We start from the raw sequence: 284 nt of genomic DNA, 5'->3' as shown, positions 1-284 counted from the left end.
ACATCCAATCAACTCATCCAGCAGGAACATCCATGTCGACGCGAGAAGATCTGAAAGGCCTCTACAGCGACGATGACGTGACCCCCTGAAACTCCTCCAGGAATAGCTAGAGTCCGCCCAACGAAGGACGGACAGAATGAAGCGATCGAGGTTCACGGAAGAGCAGATCATCGGGATCCTGCGGGAGCAGGAAGCCGGTGTGACGACGGCGGAGGTGTGTCGGCGTCACGGGGTCAGTTCGGCGACCTTTTACAAATGGAAGGCCAAGTTCGGCGGGCTCGATG

Annotated in this window: 1 protein-coding gene; it reads left to right on the top strand. The window is 57.4% G+C overall.

Features of this window, described 5'->3' with window-relative positions; translation table 11 throughout:
• Nucleotides 1-136 precede the first annotated feature (136 nt).
• On the top strand, nt 137-284 hold a 148-nt coding region (locus CVH10_RS19660; protein ID WP_146143127.1), incomplete at its 3' end, for a transposase.

Source organism: Halomonas sp. ND22Bw (genome assembly GCF_003011945.1).
Lineage (GTDB): Bacteria > Pseudomonadota > Gammaproteobacteria > Pseudomonadales > Halomonadaceae > Halomonas > Halomonas halophila.
This window is presented reverse-complemented; position numbering and strand designations above follow the sequence as displayed.